Source organism: Bradyrhizobium sp. Bra78 (genome assembly GCF_024519855.1).
GTDB lineage: Bacteria > Pseudomonadota > Alphaproteobacteria > Rhizobiales > Xanthobacteraceae > Bradyrhizobium > Bradyrhizobium japonicum_G.
The window spans coordinates 80,305-103,629 of the sequence record NZ_JALJRE010000002.1 but is presented as its reverse complement, the minus strand read 5'-3'; the positions used below and the strand labels follow the sequence as shown (position 1 = coordinate 103,629).

Genomic DNA, 23,325 nt, shown 5'->3' with positions numbered 1-23,325 from the left:
GTCGACTCCGTGGCTGCAGCCTTTGCAGACCCTGGCTCCGAAGCGTGCTCCGAGTTACCGTGGCTCGCGCTGTCGGCCGCTGCGACGCTCTCGGCTGCTTCCGATGCGTTTGCCGCGTGCGCGGAGTTGCCGTGCTCCACGCCGCCCGCTTCTGCCTTCTTCGCTAACCCTGGCGAATCGTCCGCGGCCTCAGCGCGATGCTCGGCCCCATTTCCGGCGCCGTTGCCCGGTGCGGAGTCGGCTTCGGCCGACTCCGTGGCTGCCGCATTTGCAGACCCTGGCTCCGAAGCGTGCTCCGAGTTGCCGGGGCCCGCGTTGTCGGCCGTTATGACGCCCGGTTGGACGATATCGTTCAGCCCAGTCGGCGAAACGCCGGTGGCCGCATTGACCGGCTCACTCTTCGGCGTGAGATTTTCAACAGCCGTGGCCGTCGCGCTATGAGCAAGTTCGATCGACGATACGTGAGCCGACACGCCAGAGGCGCCGTCGCTCTCGTCTGTGGCATTCGCCGAATCGTCCGTGGAAGTTCTGCCCCTCGTCGACGCCCCTAAGCCGGTCCGAGTCTGCCCGAATTGGAACCCGAAGCCGTCGTCGGACAGAACGCTCCAAACTCCAGCCGTCCCCAGTGTGCTCTCGCTCGCCGCGCCCATGGCATGGACTTTGTCCGTGCTCAGAGCAGTCTCATCGAGTGCGGTCGCCGATTTCAGCGCTTCTTCGAGTTGCTCCAGGGTGATCGCGACAGCCGCGGCTTCCGGCTGGGAGGCGGCATCCGACTCCGCAATGGATACAATCCCCTGCAGATGGACTTCCAGCAGGCCGCGATCCCCGATATCGAGAACATGATCGGTCGGATTCACGTAGACGATCGTCTCATTGCTTGCGGCGTTGTAGATCCAGGCAAGGGTATGTGGCGGTATGGACTTGATTGCTGCCGTCATTTGCAGCCAGGCAAGCACTCCGAAAGCCGCAAGATTGATCCTGCTCGCCCCGGATGCGAAATCGAAGCCAGACTGGGAAGAGGTCGAAACGGAATCGATCGAGGAACGATGAACAACGTTTTCATCAACGTTGCCGCCCGCCAGTTGATCGCTGCCATCTCCGGCAATACTGGCGTCGTGTCCAGGGTCCACCAAGCCGGGGGTTTTTTGGAGGTTGTCACCCGCGGCGCCATCCACAGTGCCGTGGCTCATCTGGCTCCGAGCGCCTTCTTCAGCGACGCTTTGGTTTCCAGTGGTCACAAGCGCGGAAGCCAGGCCGGCATCGTGCGCAAGGAAACCCGGGGCTGAGCTGTCGACATGATGAGCGTCAGCATTGGCGATCGCGGCCAGTTTTGTGGCCGCATTCTCTCCAGTGACGGCCAGGAGACTGTCGATCGGCGCTTTACCCGCCTCATGCGCCTGTGCGGCGATATGGGGGTCGTGCAGTGCGTAGATCAACGCACCGGCGACAGTGGCGAAGGTGCCATACCCTCCGTGAACCGATATCGGATTGGAAGCAAGCCGCGGGAGTTGATGTTCCGGGATCGGGTCACCTCCGATCTGTGGGTCGCTGGTTCCTCGCAGGAAAAGCGAGGGAAGATTGGGCGTGCTCGATCCAACAGGACCGTAGTCTTTCCACGGTTTCGGACCTGCGGATTGCTCGGCCGCGCGCAACGCTTCCATTGCCGCCGCCGGGTTCGCGACTTGACCCATCTTGGCAAAGAAGTCTCTCAGTGTGGGCGGAGGCGTCTCGCCGGATTCCGAGACGATGAGGTGCCGGAGAATGGCTTTTTTCCAGGGCTCATAACCGGCGTGCTCGCCCGCGTGGCCGAAGCTGTTGTCATTCGGAAGCATTGCGTTCGCTTCCGAGGCCTTGAGTTCGTCCGCAACTACGAGCGCCAAAAGGGCCAGCGAGAGCGTGCTGAAGGCGGAGGTGCGCTGCAACAATGCGATGGTCGCGAGCACCGTCCTGTTGGTGATCTCAAGCTTCTGAAAGATATTGTACAGGTGGACTTTGACTGTCCCTTGGGAAACGTTGAGCTGGCGCGCGATCTCCTTGTTCGACATTCCTTCCGACACCAGTCGTGCTATTTGACGTTCCCGGCCCGTCAATAGCTCCAGCATCTTTTCAATTTTGCCGCCGCCGTCAGCGTCCTTGCCGATTGGCCAGAGATCGGACCGCTCCAGCGACACACCGCGCTTCGTCATCAGCCGCAGTGATTGCAGCATGGTGTCGGGCGAGGCGTACTTCGAAATTACGCTGCAGGCGCCGGCAGCAATGGCTGCAGTCAGATCGTGGTCGGTGTCGGACTCGGTAAAGAACACCAGGCGCGTGGGAAGCTTCTCGGCTTTCACGATCGCGAGGAGCTCGGATACCGTCAGATCCGGCAGGGTGTCAGCAAGAAGCGCGACGTCGGGTATCAAATTCCGAATTGCCTCGAGGCAGCCCGTCCCGTCGCTGGACGAGGCGACGACGTCGAAGTCCTGCTGTGCCCCGAATACCGACTTCAGCCCCTGCAGGACGATCGGTTGTCGATCCACGATCACAAGCCGGATGCGTGCGGTTATCCCCTGCTTCGCAGTCACGTCTAACATGGACTTTGCCTCGGCCCGGCGATCTATGTCCTTCGGCATATGGCCGGGGGCCGGGTCAGGGTATTAAATTACAATTAATCGTTTGGAGAAAGAGGCTTAGCGGGGTTAACCCGACCTAAAATTGCAGGATTTGACGGTATGCAGGTAGGAATTGTCTCCTTTGACCCGATGGGCGTCGCTGTTGACTGGCTCGATGCCTACCGCGCGGGCGATATCGAAGCGATCTTGGACATGCACGCCGACGATGCCGTGGTTCACTGCGGCTGCGGCGGCGGCAAAACCATTACCGGCCGCGAGGCACTTCGCGCCTATTGGGTCGATCGCCTCCGGGAGTATCCGGCGAGCTCGCTGGACGATCTCAATCCCTGGCACAACGACGGGACCATTCTCTCTTACGTCACGAGTGCTGGCGTCATGAGCGCGCTTTTTGCGTTTGACGAGGTGGGCAGGATCAAGGAGCTGGACTGCAGTCCACCCCACTAGACCCGCGGCGTGATCCAAACCGGCAGCGGGACACGCGCAGGTTGACTACACGACCTGCCTCGCAGCCGCCGAGATCATCACCAGCCCGCCGGTGACGACGGCAACATCGAGGATCGCGGTGTGGATGTGCACCGGCATCCGCTCGACGAAGGCTTTTGCCAGGAACGCGCCGGGGATCGCAATCCCGCCGATCAGCAGCGCAAAGGCGAGCACCTGTGCCGTCACCACGCCGGCAAGACCGAACACCGAGATCTTGATGAGGCCGGTGCCGAGCGAGATCATCGCGTCGGTCGCGATCACGGCGGCGCCTTCGAGGCCCGCGGCCATCAGCAGCGAGAGCAGGATCACGCCGGAGCCCGACGTGCCGCCGACCAGCACGCCGTAGCCGACCGAGCCTGCGGCAAGACCGGCGTCTCCGATCCTGACCTGGCGACGGCGCAGCACGCGGCGCAGCGGCACGCTCAGGATCAGCATGGTGCCGATCACAAGCGCGGCGCCGGCATTGGTGAGGCGCGTATAGCCGTAGGCGCCGAGCGCCGTCGTCAGCGCCGCGCAGGCGAGCACGATCAGCGCCCGGCGGCGATCGGCATGGCGCAGATAGGCGACCGCGCGGCTCGCATTGGTGAAGATGGCGGAGATCGCGATGATCGGCACCACCGGTTCGGCGCCGACCAGCGGCACCAGCACCAGCGGCATCAGCGCCCCGGTGCCGTAGCCGGCGAGACCACCGATAACGGACGCAAACAACGCCATCAACGCGACCAGCAGGAGCTGGAAAATCGAGATGTCGGCGAAGCCCGAGACGATGGTCACGTTCTCTCATCGCGGCCGATGCGGGCCGCTGCTTGATCGGCGATGGAAGCGAGTGCGGCTTCCTCTAGGGGAAAATCCGCCGCAAGCCAAGCGTCCTCGGCCAGCGTCAACACATGCCCGAGCGCGGGTCCTTCCGCCAGGCCGCGCGCGATGAAGTCGGCGGCGCGGAGCGGAAATTTCGGCGCGGTCCAGCGCTGCGGCAGCTCGGCGAGCGCACGCCATCGCGGCGAGCCGACGTCGGCGCCGCCTCTCGCCCAGCTCAGCAACACACGATCGTGATAGCGCTCGGGGCCAAGCCGGTAGAGCAACCGCCGCGCATTGGCCTCGTCCTTGGCGGCGAAACGCCACCAGCGATGTCCCATCGAATCCAGCGCCTTGGTTTCCGCATTGGAGAGCCTCAGGCGCGTGGCGACGCGCTTGGCATCTTCGGTCACGGCGACCGTCAGCGCGGCGAGCCGCCGCGTGCTGCTTGCGGGCAGGCCGAGCTCGCGCTCGATCGCGATCATCGCCGCCAGCGGCCCGGTATAGGCGACGCCGCCGGTCAGCGCCTGCAGCAATCCGCCATCCGCCATGGCGAGCGCGGCGTCGGACGCACCGTGAGCGACCAGCAGCTTCAGCATCTCCATGCGGAGCCGCTCGGCCGACAGGCTGGCCAGGCCGGCGCGGCCGCGGATGCAGGCGAGATAGCCGTCGCGGTCTGGATCGCCGGCGCCAAACGCGGCGTGGATGCGGAAGAAGCGCAGGATGCGAAGATAGTCCTCGGCGATGCGCCGATCGGGGTCGCCGATGAAGCGCACGCGCCGCGCGGCGGCATCGGCGATGCCGCCGACATGGTCGTACACGATACCCGTTGCGCCGGCCGACAGGCCGTTCATGGTGAAGTCGCGCCGCTCGGCGTCCTTCACCCAGTCGCGGCCGAACGCGACCTTGGCCTTGCGGCCGAAGGTTTCGGTATCCTCGCGCAGCGTCGTGACCTCAAAGGGCTTGCCGTCGATGACCAGCGTGATCGTGCCGTGGTCGATGCCGGTCGGCACGCTCTTGATGCCGGCAGCCCTGGCGCGCCGCATCACCTCGTCCGGCAGCGCCGTGGTCGCGATGTCGATGTCACCGGGCACCAGACCGAGCAGCGCGTTGCGCACGGCGCCGCCGACCACCCGCGCCTCCTCGCCATCCGCATTGAGCAATTGCAGGACACGCGCGGTCCCGCCTGAGATCAGCCAGGGCGCATCGGCGAGTAACGGCTCCGCGCTCATCGTCAGGCCCTTATTTTTCCCTGCCCGGCACCAGCTTGCCGTTCTCGATATGGGCTGGAATGTAAGTCGAGTCCGGCGCCGCGCCGGAGAAATGCGCAAAGCCGATCAGTCCCGCGATCACCAGCACGAGCGCCGCCAGCATGAGGCGCGCGACGATGGTGATCGGCCAGGAGGATTGCACGAACAGGCCGGAACGGGTCGCGGCCAGGAACAGCGCATAGACGGCAAAGGGAACGAGGAAAATTCCGATCTCGGTCAGGATCGGCCGGATCATGACGAGTAGATCCGCTCATAAAGCACGCGCAGCATTCCGGCCGTCGCACCCCAGATGTAGCGTTCCGCGAATGGCATCGCATAGTAGGACCGCTCCATGCCGCGGAATTCCTTGCTGTGCACCTGGTGGTTGGCCGGGTTCATCAGGAAGGATAGCGGCACCTCGAACGCATCATCAACCTCGGAATGGTTGATGGTGAGCTCGAAGCCGGGCCGGACCCTTGCGACCGTCGGCAGGATGCGGAAGCCGAAGCCGGTGCCGTAGAGATCGAGATAGCCGATCGGCTCGACGAAGTCGCGCGACAGCCCGACCTCCTCCTCCGCCTCGCGCAGCGCCGCATCGAGCGGCGAGGAATCGGTCGCGTCGATCTTGCCGCCGGGAAAGGCGATCTGGCCGGCATGGTCGTTCAGATGCGCCGACCGCTGCGTCAACAGGATGGTCGGCTCGGGATGGTCGACCACCGCGATCAGGACCGCCGCCGGCCGCACCGGCTGCTCGCGCGCGATGATCTCGAGCATCTTGTCGGTGCCGGGATCGCCCGAAGCCGGAATGATGTTCGGATCGTACAGGCCGGGTGGAACGTCGAAGCCCAATCGCGCCGTGGTGCGCGCGAAGAAATCCGCGGCGCCGATCGCGACGGGCTCGTTCTTCAGGATAGGCTTGTTCAAAGCGCGGCCCTCACCTGCTCTGCGTCGGCCATGGCGAAGAATTCGCCGGCCGATTCGACGCCGAACATCGGCTGGCCATCGACCATCCGCTCCTCGCCCATGTCAACCAGATCGTAGTAGAGCGCGCGGGTGACCTTGGCCCAGAGCTCGGCGCGAACATGCAGGTATGGCGTCAGTCCGCCGTCTTTGGCCTGCTCGAAGCGCAGCCGGTGCGCGGCGTCGCAGGTGACCCAGTCGTCGACATTGGTGCGGAAGCGGAGCACGCGATGGTTGTCCTCGCCCTCCTTCTGCATCTCGACCGCCATGAACGGCGCATCGTCGACGCGAATGCCGACCTTCTCCACGGGCGTGACGAGGAAATGCTTGTCGCCTTCGCGCTTCAGCACCGTCGAGAACAGGCGAACCAGCGCAGGGCGGCCGATTGGCGTCCCCAAATAGAACCAAGTACCATCCGAGGCGATTCGGATATCGAGATCGCCGCAAAACGGCGGATTCCACAGATGCACCGGCGGCAGGCCCTTTTTGGCACCGTCGGCATCGGCAGCGCTTTTGGCCGCGGCAGTCAGCCCTTCGAGACCGCGATCGGCGCTCTGCCCTTGGTTCGCCATGGTTTGCCCTTTGTCATTTGGCACGATTGGTCATTTGGCACGATTGGTGCAGGTTTACGTTGTAGCCGGGTGCACGGTTCCACCCCGCATTAGTCCGGTGTGGAGGTCGCCACTTCGTGATGCCCTACATAACCCCAAGCCGATAAGGTGGGGATAGGTTAATTCAACGAATACATGGCCTTCGTGCAAGTCTAGCATAAGGCCCATGTGATGACTTGTGACGACATGACGATGCAAGCGAGCCGCATGGCAGGCTGAAGGAGCTAACGGATGGCGGAGAGTGTCGAGAAGCTCGAAGACGGAATCGTCCGTTCGGCCGAGCAGGTGTCGAGCCAGATTCGCGCGGCAAAGGAAGCGATCGCATCCGTCATCTTCGGTCAGGATCGTGTGATCGAGAACACGCTCGTCACCATCCTCTCCGGCGGCCATGCGCTGCTGATCGGCGTGCCGGGCCTCGCCAAGACCAAGCTGGTCGAGACGCTCGGCGTCACGCTCGGTCTCGACGCCAAGCGCATCCAGTTCACGCCCGATCTGATGCCGTCAGACATTCTCGGCGCCGAAGTGCTCGACGAGAGCACCACCGGCAAGCGCGCCTTCCGCTTCATCTCCGGCCCCGTGTTCGCGCAGCTCCTGATGGCCGACGAGATCAACCGTGCCAGCCCGCGCACGCAGTCGGCGCTGCTCCAGGCGATGCAGGAGCAGCACATCACCGTCGCCGGCGTGCGTCACGATCTGCCGAAGCCGTTCCACGTGCTAGCCACGCAGAACCCGCTGGAGCAGGAAGGCACCTATCCGCTGCCCGAAGCCCAGCTCGACCGCTTCCTCATGGAGATCGACGTCGATTATCCCGATCGCGACGCCGAACGCCGCATCCTGTTCGAGACCACCGGCGCGGACGAGACGCTGGCGCGGGGATCGATGAGCGCGGATGCGCTGATCACGGCACAGCGCCTGATCCGCCGCCTGCCGGTCGGCGATTCCGTGGTGGAGGCGATCCTGTCGCTGGTCCGTTCGGCCCGTCCGGGAGCGGAGAGCGGCGAAACCGGCAAGTTCATCGCCTGGGGTCCCGGCCCACGCGCCAGCCAATCGCTGATGCTCGCGGTGCGCGCACGCGCGCTGATCGACGGACGCCTCGCGCCGTCGATCGACGACGTGCTCGATCTCGCCGAGCCCGTGCTGAAGCACCGCATGGCGCTGACCTTCCAGGCGCGCGCCGAAGGCCGCACGATTCCGGACGTGATCCGGCAATTGAAAACACGGATCGGTTGATGGCCGCAGAGAACGGGCACGCAGCGAAGGAGATCATCGCGATCCGACGTGCCGATGGCGAAAGCCGCACGCTCGCCGCTTCGCTGCCGCGCCTGGTGCTCGAGGCCCGCCGTGTTGCCGCCAACGTCATCCACGGCCTGCACGGCCGGCGCCGCGCCGGCTCCGGCGAAAATTTCTGGCAATACCGCCGCTTCGTCTCCGGCGAGCCGTCGCAGAACGTCGACTGGCGGCGCTCGGCCCGTGACGACCATCTCTATGTCCGCGAGCTTGAATGGGAAGCCTCGCACACGGTCTGGATCTGGCCCGACCGCTCGCCCTCGATGGCGTTCGCCTCGAAGATGGCGCGCGAGTCCAAGCTGGAGCGCACCCTGATCGTCGCCTTCGCGCTGGCCGAGCTGCTGGTCTCGGGCGGCGAGCGCGTCGGCATTCCCGGGCTGATGGCGCCGACCGCGAGCCGCAGCGTGATCGACAAGATGGCGCAGGCGATGCTGCATGACGATGCCGAGCGGCCGAGTCTGCCGCCGTCCTTCGTGCCCTCGGCGCTCGCCGAGACGATCGTGCTGTCGGATTTCTGGTCGCCGATCGACGAGATCAGAACGACGCTCGCCGGGCTTTCCGCGTCCGGCGCGCACGGCACGCTGGTGCAGGTCGTCGATCCCGCCGAGGAGTCGTTCCCCTATTCCGGACGCGTCGAGTTCGTCGAGCCCGAAGGGTTCGGCGTGATCACCGCCGGCCGCGCCGAAAGCTGGGCGCAGGATTACACCGCACGGCTGGCGCTGCACCGCGACCAGATCCGCGCCGAGACCTCGAAGCTCGACTGGCTTTTCACGACGCATTCGACCGACCGTTCCGCCGCCGAACTGCTGCTGTTCCTGCATGCCGGCATGCAGGTGAGCAAGTCGGGCGGGCGCACCGCGACGATCAAGGCAGGGCCCGCCGCATGATGGGATTCCCGCTCGCCTTCACCGAACCGCTGCTGCTGATCGGCCTCGTCAGCCTGCCCGTGCTGTGGTGGCTGCTGCGCGTGATGCCGCCGCGGCCGCGCCGCATCGAGTTTCCACCCACGCGCCTGTTGTTCGACATCGCGCCGCGCGAAGAGACGCCCTCGCGGACGCCGTGGTGGCTGACCGCGTTGCGTCTCCTGGCTGCGGCGCTCGTCATTTTCGCCGCCGCCGGTCCGATCTGGAATCCGCAAACGGGCATCGCCTCCAGCAAGGCGCCGCTGATGATCATGTTCGACGACGGCTGGAGCGCGGCCGCGAGCTGGGACGTCAGGATCAGGGCCGCCGACGAGCTGATCGCCAATGCCGACAACGACCGCCGCGCGATCGCGCTGGTGCCGCTGTCCGAGCCGGCCCGCGACATCACCTTGATGCCGGCGGGGGCCGCGCGCGTCGCGCTGCGGCAGCTCACGCCAAAACCCTATTCGATCGACCGCGTCGAGACCCTGACCGCGATCGATCGCTTCCTGAAGGCGACCGGCGACTGCGAGATCGCCTGGCTCTCGGATGGCGTCGACACCGGCCGTGGCGAGGAATTCGTCGCCGGCCTCGGCAAGACCATCGGCGATCGCAGCCTGACCGTGTTCGAGGGCGGGACCTCTTCGCCGCTGGCCCTCGTCGCGGCCGAGAACGCCGCCGCCATGATGACGGTGAAGGTGCTGCGCACCGACAGCGGCATCGCCGTCGGCACCGTGCGCGCGCTGGACCAGAAGGCCTCGCCGATCGGCGAGGCGCGCTTCTCGTTCGGCCCGCAGGACAAGGAAACTGAAGCCGCGTTCGACCTGCCGGTCGAGCTGCGCAACGACATCACCCGGCTGGAGATTGCGGGCGAGCGCTCTGCCGGCGCGGTGCAGCTGCTCGACAAGCGCTGGCGCCGCCGCGCCATCGGCATCGTCTCGGGCTCGACCAGCGAGACCGCGCAGCCGCTGCTGGCGCCGACCTTTTACCTGACCCGCGCGCTGTCGCCGTTCGCCGACGTGCGGCTCGCCGACAAGGGCTCGCCGCAGCAGGGCATCACGCAGTTCCTCGACCAGAAGCTGCCGATGATCATCCTCGCCGATGTCGGCACCATCGCGCCCGAGCTGCGCGAGCGTCTCAATGCCTGGATCGACCAGGGCGGCGTGCTGGTGCGGTTCGCCGGGCCGCGCCTGGCGCAGGCCGAGGACGATCTCGTTCCGGTCAAGCTGCGCAAGGGCGGCCGGACGCTCGGCGGCAGCCTGACCTGGGAGAAGCCGCAACATCTCGCCGCCTTCGCGGCCGACGGTCCGTTTGCCGGCATCGCGGTCCCCAAGGACGTCGCCGTAAGCCGCCAGGTGCTGGCCGAGCCCGACGCCGTGCTCGCCACCAAGAGCTGGGCCTCGCTCGAGGACGGCACGCCGTTGGTGACCGGCGAGCATCGCGGCAAGGGCGTGGTCAGCCTATTCCACGTCAGCGCCGACATGCGCTGGTCGGATCTGCCGATGTCAGGCACCTTCGTCGAAATGCTGCGACGTGTCGTCGACATGTCCGGTTACACCGCGAAGCCCGGCGCTGGTGTCGCGAGCGAAGCGACCGCCGAGACGGTGGCGCCGCTGCACATCCTCGACGGCTTCGGCGCCTTCGGCCCGCCGCCGGCCACCGCAAAGCCGCTGCCCGCGGATTATCGCGACCGCGCCACCCCCGATCATCCGCCGGGCTTCTATGGTCCTGCAGAAGGACCGCTCGCCGTGAACACGCTTGCCGCCGCCGACCGCATCGCAGCCTTGAACACCGCGAGCCTGAACGCCCGGCACGCCACCTACACCAATGCCGAGCCGCGCGACCTGCGCGGCTGGCTGCTGTCGACGGCGCTTGCGCTGTTCCTGGTCGACGCCATCATCGTCGCAGTGCTCGGCGGCGGCCTCGCAGCGCTGCTGCGCCGCCGCGCCGCGCCCGCAACGATCGTTCTGTCCATGGTGCTCGCCGGCCTGTTGTCGTTCGCGCCGACGCCGTCGCGCGCCGACAGCGCCGCGGACGATTTCGCGATGAAGGCGACGTCGCAGACCCGCCTCGCCTATGTCGTGACCGGCAATGCCGACGTCGATTCCATCGTCAAGGCCGGCCTGTCCGGACTGACGCTGTTCCTGGCGCAGCGCACCGCGCTCGAAGCCGGCGATCCCGTCGGCATCGATCCCGCGCGCGACGAGCTCGCCTTCTTCCCGCTGATCTATTGGCCGATCGTGCCCGGCGCGCCCAAGCCGCCGCAGGATGCCATCAACAAGATCGATGCCTACATGAAGCAGGGCGGCACCGTGCTGTTCGACACCCGCGACGCGATCGAGGCCCCGCCCGGCGCGAACGGCGCCGCGCAGACCCCGGCCATGCAGACGCTGCGCGAGATCCTGTCCTCGCTCGACGTCCCCGAGCTCGAGCCGGTGCCGCGCGAGCACGTGCTGACCAAGACCTTCTATCTGCTCCGCGACTTCCCCGGCCGCTTCACCACCGGGCAGACCTGGGTCGAGACCTTGCCGCGCGAAGAGGACGATGACAGCGCACAGCGGCCGGCGCGCGGCGGCGACGGCGTCTCGCCCATCATCATCACCTCGAACGATCTTGCCGGGGCCTGGGCCGTGCGGCCCGATGGCCAGGCCATGCTGCCGGTGACCGGCGGCGACCCCCGCCAGCGCGAATTCGCCTACCGTGCCGGCGCCAACATCGTGATGTACACGCTGACCGGCAACTACAAGGCCGACCAGGTGCACGCGCCGGCCCTGATCGAACGTCTGGGGCAATGAGCATGATCCGGAAAAGTGGAAGCCGGTTTTCCCTCGCGACAAACGCGGAACGCGTTTGCGCGGAGATCGCGCTCACAGCTAGTAGAAGCACAATATGAATTACGGCATCGCGTTCACGCCGCTCGTTCCAGCGATCGTCCTGTGGCTCGCACTGGCCGCGATCGTCGTCATCGCGCTCGTGCTGCTGCTTGCGCGTGCCCGCGGCGCTGCCGTGCGCGTCGCCGCGCTGGTGCTGTTCCTGCTGGCGCTCGCCAATCCCTCCTTCACCCGCGAGGACCGCGATCCCCTCACCTCGGTCGCCGCCGTCGTCGTCGACAAGAGCCCGAGCCAGAATTTCGGCAATCGCACCCGCGAGGCCGCAGCTGCGCAGGAAGCGCTGGTCGACAGCCTGAAGAAGATCAAGGGGCTCGAGGTCCGCGTCGTCGACGCCGGACAGGCCGACGGCGAGACCGACGGCACGAAGCTGTTCGGCGCGCTGGCCTCGGCGCTGTCGGACGTGCCGGTCGACCGCGTCGCCGGCGCTTTCCTGATCACCGACGGCCGCGTCCACGACATCCCGGCGAACGCCGCGGCGCTCGGCTTCCAGGCGCCGGTGCACGCGCTGATCACCGGGCAGAGGGACGAGCGCGATCGCCGCATTGCGATCACGGCCGCGCCGCGTTTCGGCATCGTCGGCCAGAGTCAGACCATCAGCTATCGCCTCGACGACCAGGGCGTCAGCGGCGAGCGCGCCAAGGTCACGGTGCGCAGGGACGGCGAAGTGATCAACGAGCGCACGCTCTCGAGCGGCCAGGCCGCCAGCGTCGACGTCGACATCAAGCATGCCGGCCCGAACATCGTCGAGATCGAGGCTTCCCCGCTCGAAAGGGAGCTGACGCCGGTGAACAACCGCGCCGTCGTCGCCATCGACGGCGTGCGTGACAAGCTGCGCGTGCTGCTGGTCTCGGGCGAGCCGCATTCCGGCGAGCGCACCTGGCGCAACCTCTTGAAGTCCGACGCCAGCGTCGACCTCGTGCATTTCACCATTCTGCGTCCGCCGGAGAAGCAGGACGGCACGCCGATCAACGAATTGTCGCTGATCGCGTTTCCGACCCGCGAGCTGTTCCAGCAGAAGATCAACGAATTCCAGCTGATCATCTTCGACCGCTACGCGCGCCAGGGCGTGCTGCCGATTGCCTATTTCGACAACATCGCGCGCTACGTCCGCTCCGGCGGCGCGGTGCTGGTCTCCGCAGGCCCCGACTATGCGTCGAATACCAGCATCTGGCGCACGCCGCTGGATTCGGTACTGCCGGCAGAACCCGTCGGCGTGACAGAAAAGCCGTTCTATGCTCACCTGTCCGACGTCGGCAAACGCCATCCGGTCACGCGCGGCCTCGAAGGCTCCGCCAGCGAGCCGCCGCGCTGGAGCCGGTTCTTCCGCACCGTCGATACGCGCAATGCCGTCAACCCGCCCGTCATGACGGGCGTCGACGGCAAGCCGCTGCTGTTCCTGTCGCGCTTCGGCGAAGGCCGCGTCGCGCTCTTGCTCTCCGATCACATCTGGCTGTGGGCGCGCGGCTATGAGGGCGGCGGGCCGCATCTGGATCTGCTGCGGCGGATGTCGCATTGGCTGATGAAGCAGCCGGATCTCGATGAAGAGGCGCTGCGCCTCCAGGTGCAGGGCAAGGATCTCGTCGTGGTGCGCCAGACCATGGCGGACAGCGTCCAGCCGGTCAGCGTGACCTCGCCGTCGGGCGTGTCGCGCGATCTGACGCTGAACCCGGGCGATCCCGGCGAGTGGCGCGCCAGCCTGCCGGCGAGCGAGCTCGGCCTGTGGCAGGCCACCGACGGCACGCTGAAGGCGCTGATCAATGTCGGCCCGACCAATCCGAAGGAGTTTTCGGAAGTCACCTCCACCATCGAGACCTTGAAGCCGCTGACACAGGCGACCGGCGGCAACGCCGTGCGCGTGGTCGACGGCACCAGTGTCGAGCTGCCGCGCATCCTGCCGGTACGCTCGGCGAGCGTCTTTCATGGTGACGGCTGGATGGGCGTGCGGATGCGCGACGCCAGCGTCGTCAAGGGCGTCGGCGTACTGCCGATCTTCGCCGGCCTGATCGGCCTCTTGCTGCTGCTCGGCGCGTTTGCGGCGACCTGGGTCCGCGAAGGGCGCTAGTTGCCCGAACGACACATCGCGCGGCCACCCACGCGAGATCGTCTGACTTCCGTTGACATGAGCCGATCGTTCCTGCGATGTTACATTATAACATCGCAGGAAGCCGAGAGGCTTGGCGCCTGGCGATGTGGAGTGGCGTTTCCAGATGAAGTGGTTCCGGTCGAATATCAGGCACGGTGCCCGGCTCGCGTTGTTCGCGCTGCTGGTGCAGTTCGCGCTGACGTTCGGCCACAGCCATTGGTTCGCCCAGGCCGCTCCCCTCGCCCGGGCATCGCTCCAGCAGACCGACAGCGCCAAGGGTTCGGCTGCGATCGACCGCGCCGCGGTCCAGAAGCAATCGCCAGGGAGCCACGACCGGGAGCATCCGGGCGACGACAATTGCGCGATCTGCGCACTGGTCGCGATGGCAGGCACCGTTCTGTTCTCGACGCCGCCTCTCCTGGAGCTGCCGCAGGCGATCGAACTGCTCTACCGCACCACCGATGCCGAATTCATCCACCTGAAATCGGCCGGCACGGCGTTCCAGCCCCGCGCCCCTCCCGCGTCCTGACTTTCAACATCGCTTGATCACGCCCGGGCTCGCCGCATGTCGGCGGCTGCCCGGGAGCAGTTGAAGTCGAATTCCGTCGCGCAGCGACGGCAGGCCGCCTCCGATCAACAATCACACATGCGGACGGCGCCTGACTGGAATCAGGACCATGTCATTTGAATTGCGACGCGTGCAGCATCTCGCCGGAGCAAGCCTGCTCCTGCTCGGCGCCGCCGCCACATCGGCGTTCGCCCAAGAGGTGGCGCAGGACAAGCTGGCCCAAGACAAACCCGCGCAGGACAAGTCGTCGACCGAGATCCCGGCCGTCACCGTGACGGCCCCGAGTCCCATCGTGCGTAGAGTGGTGCCGACCCGCAGCCCGGTCCGCGTCGCGCGCACCGGCCGGGCACGCAGCCACGAACGCACGGCGGATGCGACGCCGGGAACGTCCACGCCCGCCGCGCCTCAGCAAGGCGTGCTGCCGGTCGTGACCAACCAGTTCGCCACCGTCACCGTGGTGCCGAACGAGGAGATCCGCCGCGAGGGCGGCGGCCAGCTCGGCGACCTGCTGTTCTCGAAACCCGGCATCACCGGCTCGAGCTTCGCGCCCGGCGCCTCCAGCCGGCCGATCATTCGCGGCCTCGACGTCAACCGGGTCGGCATCGTCGAGAACGGCACCAATGCCGGCGGCGCCTCCGACCTCGGCGAGGATCACTTCGTTCCGATCGATCCGCTCGCGACCAACCAGGTCGAGGTGGTGCGCGGGCCTGCTGCGCTCCGCTACGGCTCGACCTCGATCGGCGGCGTCGTCAGCGCCACCAACAACCGGATTCCGGATGCGCTGCCTTCCTGCGCTCCATCGTTCCAGGCTTACGGCATGCCGACCAAGGCGCCGCTTGCGGCCGCAGCAACATCGCCTTGCGTCACGGCCGAGACGCGCAGCGCGTTCAGCTCGGTCGATCGCGGTATCGAAAGCGGGGTGCTGCTCGACACCGGCGGCGGCAATTTTGCCTTCCATACCGACGTCTACGGGCGAAACACCACCGATTACAGCATCCCGAGCTATCCGTATCTCGCCGACCAGACCCGGTCGGTCGCCAACGGGCGCCAGCCCAACTCGGCAACGCGCTCGGACGGCGCATCGATCGGCGGCTCCTACTTCTTCCAGGGCGGCTATATCGGTGCGGCCATCACCCAGAACGACTCGCTCTACCACATCCCCGGCATCGACGGCGCCGACCACAACACGCGGATCGACGGCCACCAGACCAAGATCAACGTCAAGGGCGAGTACCACCCCGACGCGGCCGCGATCGATGCCATCCGCTTCTGGGCCGGCGCGACCGACTACCGGCACAACGAGATCGGGCTTGCCGATCCCGCGGACCCCAACACCGACGGCGTGCGGCAGACCTTCACCAACAAGGAGCAGGAGATCCGCACCGAGGTGCAGCTGATGCCATTCAACGCGCGCTTCGCCGAGGTGACGACGGCGCTCGGCTTCCAGGTCGGTCATCAGGAACTGAGCGCGCCGAGCCCGGACAATCCCGGAACGCTGTTCAACGGGCTGTGGGACCCCAACAACAGCACGCGCGTCGCTGGCTACGCCTTCAACGAGTTCAAGTTCACGGAGGCGACGCGGGCGCAGATCGCCGGCCGCATCGAGCATGTCGAGCTGCACGGCACGACGCCGGATTTTCCCGCCGACTTCCTGCCCGACGGCACGCCGCAGGCCGGCATCGCGCGCAATCCGTCCTACACGCCGAAGAGCGGCAGCATCGGCCTGCTGCAGGACCTGCCGGGCGGCATGGTCGGCAGCATCACCGCGCAATATGTCGAGCGCGCGCCGAAGGCGGCGGAACTGTTCTCGCGCGGCGCGCATGATGCGACAGCGACGTTCGACATCGGCAATCCGAACCTGACCATCGAGACGGCAAAATCCGTCGAGCTCGGCGTGCGCAAGGCGACAGGGCCGTTCCGGTTCGAGGCGACCCTCTACTACACGCACTTCAACAACTTCATCTATCGCCGTCTCACCGGCGTGATGTGCGGCGACGACTTTGCCTCGTGCGGCACGCCCGGCGCCGAGGTGAACCAGGCGGTCTATTCGCAGCGGGACGCGAACTTCCGCGGCGGCGAGTTCCAGTCGCAGCTCGACGTCGGCGCATTCCAGGGCGGCATCTGGGGCATCGAGAACCAGTTCGACCTGGTCCGCGCGACCTTCACCGACGGCACCAACGTGCCGCGGATTCCGCCCTTGCGGATGGGTGGCGGCCTGTTCTGGCGCGACGACAACTGGCTGATGCGCGTCAATCTGTTGCACGCCTTCGCGCAGAACAACGTCGCCGTGATCGCGGAGACGCCGACGGCGGGCTACAATTTGCTGAAGGCCGAGGTCAGCTACAAGACCAGGCTCGACCGCAACTGGTTCGGTGCGCGCGAGATGATTGCCGGCGTCGTCGGCAACAATCTGCTCAACGAGAACATCCGCAACTCGGTGTCCTACACCAAGGACGAGGTCTTGATGCCCGGCATCGGCGTCAGGGCATTTGCCAACTTCAAGTTCTAGCCTTGCTGCAGTCGGGGCCAAACGGCCCCGACTGCATTCGCCAACCGGGGCGCGCGGCCCTATCCTTCGATAGACGCGGCGGCCTTTGCGATGAATTCCGCGACGGCCTCGGGCTGGGACAGCATCGGCACATGCGAGCTCTGGAGCACGAGCGTCTCTCCGGTCATGCGACTGGCCGAGTCCCGCTGCACCTCCGGCGGAATGGTCTCGTCCTGTGCCGCGACGATGTACCATGACGGCTTCGAGCGCCAGGCCGCCTTGGAGATCGTGTCGCCGAAGCATCTGACCGCGAGCGGTCCCTGCGTTGCGTAGACGATGTCGGCTTCGTCCGCCGGGACATCCTGGACGAAGTGCTTGCGGACGCCCTGCTGCGTCAGCGCCACATAGCCTTCGCCATAAGGCCTGATCTCGGCCGCGCCGGGCGCCGGCTTGTAGGGCTTCCACCACGCGTCGAACGACTGACCGCTGTCCGGCGCACCCGCGGCGACATAAACGAGACCTTTGACCTTGGGATGATTGCCCGCCTCGGTGATCACGGCCCCGCCCCAGGAATGTCCGACCATGAGCACCGGCCCGTCCTGCATGTCCACGACGCGGTGGGCCGCAACGACGTCATCGGCAAGCGAGCTCAGGGGATTCTGAACGGCGAGTGCCCTCAGCCCCCGTTTGGTGAGAAGAGGAATGACCTTGGCCCAGCAAGAGCCATCCGCGAAAGCTCCGTGCACCAGCACGACGGTCCCGATTGCCATGGTGTGTCTCTCTTTCTTTCAAATTGGACGAGCCGGACTCGCGTCTTTTTGCGGCCGCGCACAGCGTCGGATTTTCGCGCTGTCGTCGTCCCGGTGAGTGCAGCAACATGCGTGGCCTGCGCGACAATACCGCTTGGGATTTATTGGTGAAGCCGCGCAAGCAGAGCGCGAAGCCTTTTCCGTGCGAACAGACAAAGGGAGGCGGAAGGAAGGGGGCGCGTCGCAGCCGGATGGCTGCCTGCGCACCGTCATTGCGAGAAGTCCTTGCGACGAAGCAATCGAGACTGCTCGTACGGACCGATCCCGGATTGCTTCGCTGCGCTCGCGGTGACGGAGGATGTGGCGCAGCCGCGGGACTTCCAATTCACGGGGCTATGCGCGCCACGGCTAGCCCCGCGCCTTGCTCCAGTCGGGACCAACCTGCCCCGACACCCCCTCGAACGCGCCGTCGACGAGTTCGAACACCAGGACGCGCGCGGCGTCGACCGGGCCCGGCATGGTGACGCGGCCCTTTTCTACCCGCTTGAAGCCGACGCGGCTGTAATAGGGCTCGTCCCCGACCAGCAGCACGATGGCATGGCCCTTTGCCCTGGCGTCCTTCAGCGCGCGCTCCATCAACAGACGGCCGACCCCGTGCCTGCGGAACGGCGGCTCGACGGTGAGCGGTCCGAGCAGCAGCGCCGGCGTCTCACCGATCAGGATCGGCAGCTGCCGGACCGAGCCGACCAGGAGGGTGCCGATGCGGGCGGTGAAGGACAGGTCGAGCAGATGGTCGACGTGCTCGCGAATCCGGTAGGCGCTGAGCACGAAACGGCCAGGGCCGAAGGTGCGTTCGTGCAGCCGCTCGATCGCCTGGGCGTCTCCGGCGGCTTCGGGAAGGATGGTGAGCGAGAGATCGGTCATGTCAGCATAGCGTCTTCGAGCGAAGTGGATCCCGGTTCGCGTTAAGAAAACGCGTCAATGCAGGAAGCGGAGTAGCATCTGCGATTGTGGAGGTCCATGGGCGCGGTCCCCAAGTTCAACTCCTTTTCGGCGCGGGCTGGGACAAATAGGCCAGCATCTTCATCTCGCGCCGCCCCCGCGTCACGGTATCGAGCACGAGCCCGGACGAGACCGACAGCATGGCCATGATCATCAGGCCCATCGACAGGATGGCGGTCGGGAATCGCGGCACCAGCCCGGTCTCGACGAAGGTGATCACGATCGGGATCGAGAGCACGATCGATATCGCGGCCAGCAGGATTCCAATGGCGCCAAAGAAGCGCAGCGGCTTCTCGGCGCGATAGAGCTTCAGCATGGTGCCGAGGATGCGGGAGCCATCGCGCCAGGTGTTGAGTTTGGAGAACGAGCCCTCGGGCCGCGCGTAATAGGGCGTCTCGACCTCGGCGACCGGCAGCGACAATTCCAGCGCATAGACCGCGAGCTCGGTTTCGATCTCGAAGCCGTCCGACAGCACAGGGAAGGATTTGACGAAGCGGCGCGAGAACACGCGGTAGCCGGACAGGATGTCCTGGAAGTCCCGGCCAAACGTCCACGCCAGGAAGCCGGTCAGCATGCGGTTGCCGGTGCGGTGACCGAGACGATAGGCGGCCTGTGACTGGTCGATGCGAAGCCCGACCACCATGTCCAGATGCTCGTCGAGCAGCCTGTCGATCATGCGCGGCGCGCTCGGGGCGTCGTAGGTCGCATCACCGTCGACCAGCACGTAGATGTCGGCCTCGACATCGGCGAACATGCGGCGCACGACGTTGCCCTTGCCCTGCCGCCGCTCGCTGCGCACGATCGCGCCGGCCTCGCGCGCGACGGAGGCCGTGCGGTCGCGCGAATTGTTGTCGTAGACGTAAATCTCGGCCGAGGGCAGCGCCGTCCGGAAGCCGGCGACGACGCTCGCGACCGCCGCCTCTTCATTGTAGCATGGCACCAGCACGGCGATGCGAGGTTGCGCCGGTGTCATCGCGGCAGCGCTCCCAGATTGGCCGGCTCACGCCGGAAAGACGCGGCCTCGTACGCATCCGCCGGCTGCATCAGCCAGGCAAACGACAGGCTCCACAGCGACAGCATCGCGATCGGCAGGATGTAATAGGGCGTGAAGATCGGGTGGCTCAGGAAGAAGACGAGGTTGACGAGAAGATTGCCGGCGGCAACAAGGGCGACCTGCCGCGCGCTTGCCTCGCCCGCCCGCAACAGCCACGCCGTCAAACCGATCGCCAGCGCGATCAGCACGAACTGCATGTCGCGCAGATATTGGCCGAGCACGGCCAGGTCGAGGCCCGGGGCGACCACGTCGGCGCTGCCGTAGGTGGTCGCAAGCGGACTGCCGGCGTTGACGGCCTGGGCGATCAATGTCGGCGCCATGCCGACCAGCACGCCTGCACCGAAGCCGAGGCCTTGCACGAAATTGGCCGGCGTGCGCGACCACAGAAAGCGAATCCCGAGGAAAATGAAATAGCCGGCCGCGAGCAGCGCATTCGGCACTCTGAAATTGACGGACGCGCCGAGCAGGAGGCCAACCAGGACGATCGACGGTACGCTATACCTGCTCCTGATCAGCCATAGCGCCGTCAGGAATCCCGCGATGGCGCAGATCGCCATGGTCGGCGGAATCGAATAGCTCGCCTTCGCCGGATTGATCATGAGATACACGGCAAGGGCGCCGAACACACCCGCCCCCACGATCGAGAGCGACGTTCGCGCCATCAAGATGCCGAGCAGCGCAAGGCCGCAGACGATCAGGCTGGCGGCAATGCAGAGCGGCACCACCTGGTGCCCTTCCGGAAACAGCGCCAGCAGCCATCCGGTGCCCGGCGGATATTGGATCACGATCTTGCCGTTCGGCATCGGATTGTGACAGGGCCAGCGGATCGGGTCGCGCCATTCGGGGAAACCGATCTCCCTCATCTTGCCTTCGAAATAGCGATCGTCGTCCCGGGCTGCGTCCGTGTTCAGCCCGTCGGCGCCGAAGCGCTGGAACAGATGCGCCTGCCGGAGATAGCAGATGTCGTCATAGACTCCGCGCGCCTCGCTCCAGCGTGACATCGTGACGATGTTGCTGGCGAGGATCGCGAGGCAGATCAGGCCGAAGGCGAGTTTGGCGATCTTCATCCGGTTTCCGTGGCGCGCCGTGCGGCGATTTACTAGCACAGGCCGTCCTCAGCGCCACGTCGCAATCAGGGGCTTTCCGTCGAGCACTTCCGCGATCCGCAGCCGCGTGCCGGGCGTGGTCCCCTCGGGCAGCGCGGTGACCGCGAAGAATCCGCATTCGACGATCTCGTGGTTGGGCGCGGGCTTGCGATCCTGCCTGAACTGCCTGACGACGTAGACCGCGACGTGGTCGCGGCGGGAGACGTGGTTGTTGAGGAAAATGCCGTGCAGCACCGCCTCGCCGGTGAGATCGATATCCCCCTCCTCCTTGAGCTCGCGCCGCATCGCCTGCTCCATGGTCTCGCCGAGATCGACGCCGCCGCCGGGCAGGTACCAGCCGGGAATGTAGCTGTGCCTGACCAGGAAGACCCTGCCGTCGGCATCCAGCACCACGGCGCGGACGCCGAGCGTCATGCCGCGGACGAGCAGGAAATAGGCGTGGAAGATTCGCCGCAGCAGCGGCTCGAATGTCCGTCGGACGTGATTCAGACGTTCCCCCATCAGGCTCCCAAGAGGCCCCTGCCCGGGCCCCGCTTGCACGGAGCCTGCGACCTTGCCATTACAGCGGTCGAATAGCGAGGCAATCGCGCGCCATGGCCCCCTTCACGCTCGCCCATCTGTCCGACCCGCATTTGCCGCCGCTGCCGCAGCCGCGGCTGATCGAGCTCGCGGGCAAGCGCGTGCTCGGCTATGTCAACTGGACGCGCAACCGCCACAAGTACCAGCGCCGCGAGGTGCTCGACGCCCTCGTCGCCGACATGCAGGCGCAGGCGCCCGACCACATCGCGGTCACAGGCGATCTCGTCAACCTGGCGCTGGAGGCGGAGTTCGCGCCGGCGCGCGCCTGGCTCGACGGCGTCGGCCCGCCCGACCGCGTCACCACGATTCCCGGCAATCACGATGCCTATGTCCGCACTACCTTTCACCGCTTCGGCGAGACCTTTGCGCCCTATCTTGCGGGCGACGACGGCCGCATCGGCTTCCCCAGCCTGCGCCGGCGCGGACCGCTCGCGCTGATCAGCCTGTCCACGGCAGTGCCGACATTGCCATTGATGGCGACGGGCACACTCGGGCGCGATCAGCTCGCGTCCCTCGAAGAGATGCTCGAACGGCTCGCGGCCGAGGACGTCTTCCGCGTGCTGCTGGTGCATCATCCGCTCAAGTCCGGCGCGCGCCACAAACGGATGACCGATGCTGCCGCATTGCTGGCGCTGATCAGGCGCCACGGCGTCGAGTTGATCCTGCACGGTCACGACCACATTCATTCGACGATGTGGTTCGAAGGTCACAACGGCAACATTCCGGCGCTCGGCGTGCCGTCGGCCTCCGCGCTCGCGCACGGGCACTACCCGGCGGCGGCCTACAATCTGTTCACGATCGAGAAGGACAATGCCGGCTGGCGCTGCGAGCAGACGGTGCGGGGCCTGGGGGCCGGATTTCAGATCGGGCAGATCAAGCATGCGCGGTTGATCTAGTTCGCCGTCATTGCGAGCGCAAAATTCACCAGCTTCGCAGCGCCGCCATTACGGCAACTCCGAACAGCGCGGCGGCACCGAGCACGAACCCCAGCACGAACGGCCAGACGCGCGAGCGGCGCGGCGGCTCGACGGCCGCGGGCTTCGGCTCGGGCGGGACCACCATCGCATGCTCGCGCTCGATCATGCGGCGCGCGACATAATCGGTCACGGCCTCGACGATGACGGAAGTGTCGTGGGATTCGGCGAGCACGATGCGGCCGAAGCGGGTATCCTGGACGAAGCGGTACATCCGCTTGTCGCGCCCCATCACGATGTGGGCGACGACGTCGATCCAGAGCCTGGGTGTGTCGCCCTGGCTGACGCCGCGGTCGAACAGGTCGATCTTATCCGGCACCTGGGCGAACAGCGGATCGAGCGCGTCGTTGAGGATCTCGAGCCGCGCCACCTCGGCATCGCGCAAATCGACGACCACGCCGGTCCGGTCCGCGGCCTCGATCCGCGCCCGCAACAGCGCATCGCGCAGCCGCACCGGGCGCGGCTGGCCGGGATGGGTCCCGCTGGTCTCGGGCTCTGACATGGTCGGCCTCGTCCTCACTTACCTCCATTAACCTATCAGCAACCAATCCCTCCGCAAAGGGTCCACAATTCCAGTCACTTACGGCGCCCACAGCTCCCTTCACCTGTGCCAAAAACAGACGATCCCACCCGGCTTGCGCCGGATGGGACCATCCGTCCTTGGACGTCTTCTTAATTCAGGCCCGCGGCAACGCCGTCAGGCCGAGACCCGCGACGGCTCTTCCACGATCGAGAAGCGGACGCCGGCCTTGTGGCGGTTCTCTTCCGAGACCGAGCGCCAAGCGTCCTCGGCCTCCTTGCGGGTCTTGAACGGACCCTGCACCTGGGCCGAGCCTTCGACGAGCTTGTGGAAGTTCATCGAGCCGAACTCGCCGCCGATCACCCAGAAATTGCTGCCTTTGGTCATTGTCGCTCTCCTCTCAAGAAGCCG

General features: G+C 66.3%; 21 protein-coding genes. 8 read left to right on the top strand and 13 right to left on the bottom strand.

Features of this window, described 5'->3' with window-relative positions; translation table 11 throughout:
- Positions 1 to 2,573, bottom strand: a 2,573-nt coding sequence (locus OC450_RS04500) for a response regulator transcription factor (RefSeq protein WP_262047264.1), incomplete at its 3' end; no start/stop codon positions are given.
- A gap of 138 nt (positions 2,574 to 2,711) precedes the next feature.
- On the opposite strand from OC450_RS04500, the gene OC450_RS04495 reads away from it, so the two are divergent.
- On the top strand, positions 2,712 to 3,056 hold the full coding sequence (locus tag OC450_RS04495; RefSeq protein ID WP_256807909.1) for a nuclear transport factor 2 family protein: 345 nt from the start codon (positions 2,712 to 2,714) through the stop codon (positions 3,054 to 3,056).
- 45 nt (positions 3,057 to 3,101) lie between these two features.
- On the opposite strand, the gene OC450_RS04490 is transcribed toward OC450_RS04495, so the two are convergent.
- From OC450_RS04490 to OC450_RS04470, 5 genes are read right to left on the bottom strand one after another with little or no spacing between them, the layout of a single operon-like run.
- The gene (locus OC450_RS04490) at positions 3,102 to 3,869 is read right to left on the bottom strand and encodes a sulfite exporter TauE/SafE family protein (protein WP_211386942.1); all 768 of its coding nucleotides are present in this window, start codon (positions 3,867 to 3,869) and stop codon (positions 3,102 to 3,104) included.
- Positions 3,866 to 5,122 (bottom strand): CCA tRNA nucleotidyltransferase, encoded by a 1,257-nt coding sequence (locus OC450_RS04485; protein WP_211386943.1) that lies wholly within the window; start codon positions 5,120 to 5,122, stop codon positions 3,866 to 3,868. The genes OC450_RS04490 and OC450_RS04485 overlap by 4 nt, the downstream gene beginning before the upstream one ends.
- A 10-nt stretch (positions 5,123 to 5,132) precedes the next feature.
- Positions 5,133 to 5,396 carry a DUF6111 family protein gene (locus OC450_RS04480; protein WP_211386944.1) on the bottom strand — a complete coding sequence of 88 codons (264 nt, stop codon included), beginning with the start codon at positions 5,394 to 5,396 and terminating at the stop codon, positions 5,133 to 5,135.
- Positions 5,393 to 6,064 carry a CoA pyrophosphatase gene (locus OC450_RS04475; RefSeq protein ID WP_211386945.1) on the bottom strand — a complete coding sequence of 224 codons (672 nt, stop codon included), beginning with the start codon at positions 6,062 to 6,064 and terminating at the stop codon, positions 5,393 to 5,395. The genes OC450_RS04480 and OC450_RS04475 overlap by 4 nt, the downstream gene beginning before the upstream one ends.
- Positions 6,061 to 6,672 (bottom strand): DUF1285 domain-containing protein, encoded by a 612-nt coding sequence (locus OC450_RS04470; protein WP_211386946.1) that lies wholly within the window; start codon positions 6,670 to 6,672, stop codon positions 6,061 to 6,063. Before OC450_RS04470 ends, OC450_RS04475 begins: the two co-directional genes overlap by 4 nt.
- Positions 6,673 to 6,942: 270 nt before the next feature.
- On the opposite strand from OC450_RS04470, the gene OC450_RS04465 reads away from it, so the two are divergent.
- From OC450_RS04465 to OC450_RS04440, 6 genes are all read left to right on the top strand, one after another.
- Entirely contained in the window at positions 6,943 to 7,941 is a 999-nt protein-coding gene (locus tag OC450_RS04465) for an AAA family ATPase (protein WP_211386947.1), read from the top strand.
- Entirely contained in the window at positions 7,941 to 8,885 is a 945-nt protein-coding gene (locus tag OC450_RS04460; protein ID WP_262047263.1) for a DUF58 domain-containing protein, read from the top strand. Before OC450_RS04465 ends, OC450_RS04460 begins: the two co-directional genes overlap by 1 nt.
- Complete coding sequence (locus tag OC450_RS04455) at positions 8,882 to 11,695, top strand: DUF4159 domain-containing protein (RefSeq protein WP_211386949.1); 2,814 nt, start codon at positions 8,882 to 8,884, stop codon at positions 11,693 to 11,695. Before OC450_RS04460 ends, OC450_RS04455 begins: the two co-directional genes overlap by 4 nt.
- 94 nt (positions 11,696 to 11,789) lie before the next feature.
- Positions 11,790 to 13,853 (top strand): hypothetical protein, encoded by a 2,064-nt coding sequence (locus OC450_RS04450; RefSeq protein WP_262047262.1) that lies wholly within the window; start codon positions 11,790 to 11,792, stop codon positions 13,851 to 13,853.
- Positions 13,854 to 13,998: 145 nt separating this feature from the next.
- Positions 13,999 to 14,403 carry a DUF2946 domain-containing protein gene (locus OC450_RS04445; protein WP_262047261.1) on the top strand — a complete coding sequence of 135 codons (405 nt, stop codon included), beginning with the start codon at positions 13,999 to 14,001 and terminating at the stop codon, positions 14,401 to 14,403.
- A gap of 148 nt (positions 14,404 to 14,551) precedes the next feature.
- On the top strand, positions 14,552 to 16,951 hold the full coding sequence (locus tag OC450_RS04440) for a TonB-dependent receptor (protein ID WP_262047260.1): 2,400 nt from the start codon (positions 14,552 to 14,554) through the stop codon (positions 16,949 to 16,951).
- Between the two features lie 59 nt (positions 16,952 to 17,010).
- Here OC450_RS04440 and OC450_RS04435 read toward each other — a convergent pair whose 3' ends face one another.
- The 5 genes from OC450_RS04435 to OC450_RS04415 form a co-directional block, all read right to left on the bottom strand.
- Complete coding sequence (locus OC450_RS04435) at positions 17,011 to 17,700, bottom strand: alpha/beta fold hydrolase (RefSeq protein ID WP_262047259.1); 690 nt, start codon at positions 17,698 to 17,700, stop codon at positions 17,011 to 17,013.
- Positions 17,701 to 18,087: 387 nt separating this feature from the next.
- A complete protein-coding gene (locus OC450_RS04430) occupies positions 18,088 to 18,603 on the bottom strand; it encodes a GNAT family N-acetyltransferase (protein WP_211386954.1) in 516 nt (171 codons plus the stop codon).
- A 115-nt stretch (positions 18,604 to 18,718) separates the two neighbouring features.
- Positions 18,719 to 19,654, bottom strand: coding sequence for a glycosyltransferase family 2 protein (locus OC450_RS04425; RefSeq protein ID WP_211386955.1), 936 nt, complete (start codon positions 19,652 to 19,654; stop codon positions 18,719 to 18,721).
- On the bottom strand, positions 19,651 to 20,802 hold the full coding sequence (locus tag OC450_RS04420) for a hypothetical protein (protein WP_262047258.1): 1,152 nt from the start codon (positions 20,800 to 20,802) through the stop codon (positions 19,651 to 19,653). The genes OC450_RS04425 and OC450_RS04420 overlap by 4 nt, the downstream gene beginning before the upstream one ends.
- A gap of 48 nt (positions 20,803 to 20,850) precedes the next feature.
- Positions 20,851 to 21,342, bottom strand: a complete 492-nt coding sequence (locus OC450_RS04415; RefSeq protein ID WP_256807898.1) for an NUDIX domain-containing protein — start codon at positions 21,340 to 21,342, stop codon at positions 20,851 to 20,853.
- Between the two features lie 92 nt (positions 21,343 to 21,434).
- Here OC450_RS04415 and OC450_RS04410 point away from each other — a divergent pair, with 92 nt between their 5' ends.
- Positions 21,435 to 22,316: a metallophosphoesterase family protein gene (locus OC450_RS04410; RefSeq protein WP_262047257.1), complete on the top strand. Its 882-nt coding sequence runs from the start codon at positions 21,435 to 21,437 to the stop codon at positions 22,314 to 22,316.
- 25 nt (positions 22,317 to 22,341) lie between these two features.
- Here OC450_RS04410 and OC450_RS04405 read toward each other — a convergent pair whose 3' ends face one another.
- Positions 22,342 to 22,896 carry a hypothetical protein gene (locus OC450_RS04405; protein ID WP_211386959.1) on the bottom strand — a complete coding sequence of 185 codons (555 nt, stop codon included), beginning with the start codon at positions 22,894 to 22,896 and terminating at the stop codon, positions 22,342 to 22,344.
- Between the two features lie 195 nt (positions 22,897 to 23,091).
- A complete protein-coding gene (locus tag OC450_RS04400; RefSeq protein WP_008137787.1) occupies positions 23,092 to 23,301 on the bottom strand; it encodes a hypothetical protein in 210 nt (69 codons plus the stop codon).
- Between the last annotated feature and the right edge of the window lie 24 nt (positions 23,302 to 23,325).